Origin of the sequence: Rhodoblastus sp. (genome assembly GCF_041915505.1) — a bacterium.
In the GTDB taxonomy this organism is placed as follows: domain Bacteria; phylum Pseudomonadota; class Alphaproteobacteria; order Rhizobiales; family Beijerinckiaceae; genus Rhodoblastus.
The window spans coordinates 1-4,194 of the sequence record NZ_JAYSBG010000309.1; the positions used below are offsets into that span (position 1 = coordinate 1).

Here is a 4,194-nt window from a genome sequence, read left to right on the forward strand (position 1 = left end):
CGTCTGCGAGCGGCTGGCAGACCGTGACCCTGGCGACGCCCGTCCCGATCGCCGCTAACACCACCTATGTCGCGTCCTATCACACGAGCGGCGAATATGTGGCGACCAACAATTATTTCACCGCCGATGTGACCAGCGGCTCGCTGACGGCACCCTCGACGACCAACGCCGGCGGGAACGGGGTCTACGCCTATGGCGGCACCAACAGCGCCGGCCTTTTCCCGACCAACACATATAATGCGGCGAACTACTGGGCCGACGTCGTGTTCCAACCGCAACTCGCCGCTTAGGAGATCAGTACGGACAGAAGGCGATGGCGTCTCGCCGTTGGGCCCGCGGCAGCGCGTTCAGGCGGGAGAGCAGCGCTCGTGGGCGGGGCGGGCGGCGGCCAGCCGCCATTCGAGAAAGCTCCGGTCGATCGCTGCCGCGAGCTTGCCCAGCGGACGCGTCATGTCGACGATCTGGGAGAGCCGCGCGAAAATCATCCTTTTGTCCGCGCTCCTTCGGCGGCGTGACGAATTTCTCAACCGCTCTGTCTGAAGTCGTGAATCACGCGGCGCCTCGCCGATCAATTCGCACGATCGGACTCCTCCAGGCTGCGCGCTAGAGCAGGCGGCGGCCCCCTGCGCCAATTCGGTCCTCGACATGGCGGGAGACCGAGGCATCAGGTTTGATATTGCGCGGACAGGAGCATGTCATAGGCGGCGATCATGTCGTCGTAGCGCAGGGATTCTGCCAGCAGCTTCGCCTTGTCCCTCCACGACTTGTAGGCGGCCGGATCGTCGAGCGTGTCGCGGATCGCCTTGGCGAGCGCCACATCGTCCGCCGGATCGACCAGCATGCCGCATTGCAGGCCGTCGGCGAGCGTTACGGCCTCGACCTGTTCGGGAACATTCGACACGACCAGCGGCAGGTGCAGCTTGGCCGCCTCCACCAGCGCCAGGCTATGGCCCTCGAACAGGCTCGGCTGGGCGAAAACGCCGGCATTGGCCAGCAAGGCCAGCGTTTCCTCGCGCGGCTTGCGGCCGAGGAACTGCACCCGGTCCTCGACGCCCAGCTCCGCCGCGAGCGCCTTGAGCGCCTGTTCGTCCTCGCCCCCTCCGATGATGAGAATCTGGACATCCGGGAGATGTCGCGCCGCGCGCAGCAGCGCGGGATAATTTTTTTGCCGGGAGAGACGGCCGGTTGCGACCACGGTGCGCGGCGGCGCGGCGGAATCGTCGCGCTTGGCGACCAGTTCCGCCAGCGCGTCTTCGATGCGCGGCGGCAAGGCGTTGCGGATCGTCGCGCATTTCGCGCGGTAGCCGGCGGGCTTGTCCTGCAGCGAATGCCTCACGGCGTCGGAGACGGAGACGATCCTGAAGACATTGCGCCAGCCGCCCAGCCAGCTGTCGAGCGCGTTGAACAGTTTATTATGGGTCTGGACGGCCGAATGATGCGTGATGATCACGCGCGCGCGGGGCGCTGCGACGGCCGCGCCGAAAATCGCCGCGAGATTGGCGGCGGGCAGGGCGCTGATGACGGCGTCGGGCGAGAATTCCCGGATCTGCCGGAGCAGGGTCAGGGGCAGGCGCACAAGATCGAAGACGGATTTCGGCTTGTTTGGGACGACGCAGCCCCAATCGGTCTCGCCCGCAACCGGAGCCTTGCCGGCGGGATAGAGCGCCAGCAGTTTGATCTGCGCGTTTTTCGCGACGAGGCCATGGCCGATATCCGCGATGATTTCCTGCGCCCCGCCCGCCGGATAATGCGAGACGAACATCATCACCTTGCGCGGTTTCGCGGTGGCTCCCCGCGCGCCCTCGGGGCGAGGCGAGACTTGCGGACCCGGCCGGCTTTCTTCGCGCACGTCAAGCAATTCCGTCACCAGCGCCTCCAGCAATCAATCCATCGGGCGTAAGCGGCGTGTCGGCGCGGGCCGACACGCCGGACGCTCATTCGTAAACCGTCGAGAGTTTGTGGACGTCGAGCCGTCCGGACCCCTGACGGACCTCGACGCCGAGGCCGAGGCCGTTGAAATATTCGGTCCCCGTCAGCACGCCGGCTGCGACGAGCTGGTCGAGGATCGCCTTGGTGTCGATCTCGGCGGATAGGAGATCGGCGCCATTGGCCGGAACAACGAGGATGTCCTGCCCGTTGGCGGCGTGCTTGTCGACGCTGACATTCCATTGCACGCCAGAGGCCGTGATCTTGCCGACCTGCGACACCTGCCGCGCATAGCCGTGCGAATAGCTCGGCGTATGCAGGAAGATTTCGAGTTCGAACAATTTATGGTCGAATTTGCCGGGGTCGCGCGTCAGGAAGAAGTCCTGGATGACGTCGAAACCGTCCAGGTCGCCGGAAATGCCCAGGTCGAATTTCTGCTTCAGCGTCTTGATGTCGCTGACGGGCTTGGGCGGGATCGGCTGCGGCACGATGGTGTCGTAATAGTTGCCGAAATTGACGGCCAGGAAATTATAGACGCCTCGCGACGGCGGCGGCCGGTTCGGCCAGGACCAGGCGATGGTCTGTCCATCGGGATAGGTCCCCCTGTTGAAGGCCAGGCACTGCCAATAGTCCCGGCCTTCCAGCAATTCGCCCTTGTTCCAGGACGCGAGATAGGACAGGTAGCGACCCTTCGCAAAGGGTTGTTTTTCGCGGATGAAATCCTTCGATCCGACGCAATTGTCCAAAGCCTGCGCGCTCGCGCCTGTCGTCGCAAGGATCGGCGCCGTGGCGCAAAGGAAAAGCAGGAGCCATCCTGCGGCGTCACGTTTTCGCATCGTCGTCGTTACTTTCGTTGGAAAAACCGCATTCGGATTTTTCCGCATTCCCGTGTCAAAATTTCGTTTTTCGCGGGGCGCCGATCTCAGGGCAGCGCCCGCGATGGACCCTCGCGCGCGAAGGCGGGCCGGGCGGCAGGCGGCTTCAGGCTGGCGGTCGTCGATTCCAATTGCGCGCTGATGCGCGCCGCGACGAATTCGGATCCCCGATCAGTCAGATGGTCGGTGTCGAACAGCAGGGGAACGTCGCCGATCCGCGCGGGACAGAGATCGTTCGGGCAGATCGCCTCGCGCAGCGAAATATAGGCGACGCCCTCCCGGCGCGCGAAATCGGCCATGATCTGATCGAGATGCAGGCTTGAGGCCGTGATCGCCGTCGCCGGCTTTTCCTTGCCGCCGGTCTGGAAATCGCGCGCGATCAGGCGCGGTAGCTCCGTGGAATATTCGGGCATGGGGCCGATCAGCGCGATCGGGACATTGCGCGCGCGAAGAGCCTTGATGGTGTCGCTCAGATTGTCGAGCCAATTGGCGTTCCAGCCGGGCGCGGCGCGGTCGCGTCCGAGATTCCAGCGCGCGACCAGCCAGACGCCGGCGATCTTGCGCTGCTCGGGCAATTGGCGGAAGGCGAGATCGAGCAGGGGGGCGCAATAGGCCGGAGGATTGGGTTGGAAGACGACCACCGGCGGGCAGCCGACGCCGGAAATCTGCAGGATATTGGCGTCGGCGAAGGTCTTGCGCAGGCCATGGGACAAGGCGGCGGCATGGCTGTCGCCGACCACGATGATATTCGGTTTGCCAGGCTCGTCGGGCAGGCAGCTTTTCGGATCGAAGGCCGAGAAATCGAAATCGCGCGTCAGGAAACAGGAGCCGACGCGGAATTGCGGTACCTGATCGTAATCGAGATAGCGCGCCACGGCGAGGACTTCGGGCGAATAGCGGCCGGGCAGGCCGCCGGTCGCGGTCATCACCACGCCGCCCACGCAAATGGCGGCGGCGGCGGCGAAGGCGCCCCGGACCAGAGCGGGCGTGGCCAAACGCGCGCGGTCGCGGGTGGGCTGTTCGACGAACCGCCATGACAGCGCCGCCGCAACAAAGGACAACGCGATCACGCCGCCGCGCGCGACGATCTTGGACTCCGATCCGGGAATGAACGGCGCGATTTTCTGAAAGACCAGAATGGGCCAGTGCCAGAGGTAAAGCGAATAGGAGATCTTGCCGACGAAACGCATCGGCGCGAACGAGAGCAGCCGAGAGACCGGCGTGGCGGCGACGCTGCCGGCATAGATCACCGCCCCCGCGCCGAGGCAGGGCAGGGCGGCGGCCAGTCCGGGGAAGGCCATGTTGGAATTGAAGAAATAGATCGCATAGCCCATGCACAGCAGGCCGGCGACGGCGATCAGCGAGACCACCGCCGGCGTCGGGCGGAAGCCAT

General features: G+C 64.9%; 5 protein-coding genes. 1 reads left to right on the forward strand and 4 read right to left on the reverse strand.

What is annotated here, in order from left to right; all coding sequences use genetic code 11:
- The coding region (locus ACE3S9_RS15840; protein WP_374547442.1) for a DUF4082 domain-containing protein at positions 1–290 on the forward strand (290 nt) is incomplete at its 5' end.
- Between the two features lie 57 nt (positions 291–347).
- Here the strand turns inward: ACE3S9_RS15840 and ACE3S9_RS15845 are convergent.
- From ACE3S9_RS15845 to ACE3S9_RS15860, 4 genes are all read right to left on the reverse strand, one after another.
- Complete coding sequence (locus ACE3S9_RS15845; protein ID WP_374547443.1) at positions 348–485, reverse strand: hypothetical protein; 138 nt, start codon at positions 483–485, stop codon at positions 348–350.
- A gap of 179 nt (positions 486–664) precedes the next feature.
- Positions 665–1,867, reverse strand: a complete 1,203-nt coding sequence (locus ACE3S9_RS15850; RefSeq protein ID WP_374547444.1) for a glycosyltransferase — start codon at positions 1,865–1,867, stop codon at positions 665–667.
- Positions 1,868–1,934: 67 nt separating this feature from the next.
- Positions 1,935–2,762: a hypothetical protein gene (locus ACE3S9_RS15855; protein WP_374547445.1), complete on the reverse strand. Its 828-nt coding sequence runs from the start codon at positions 2,760–2,762 to the stop codon at positions 1,935–1,937.
- A gap of 86 nt (positions 2,763–2,848) precedes the next feature.
- The coding region (locus ACE3S9_RS15860) for an acyltransferase family protein (RefSeq protein ID WP_374547446.1) at positions 2,849–4,194 on the reverse strand (1,346 nt) is incomplete at its 5' end.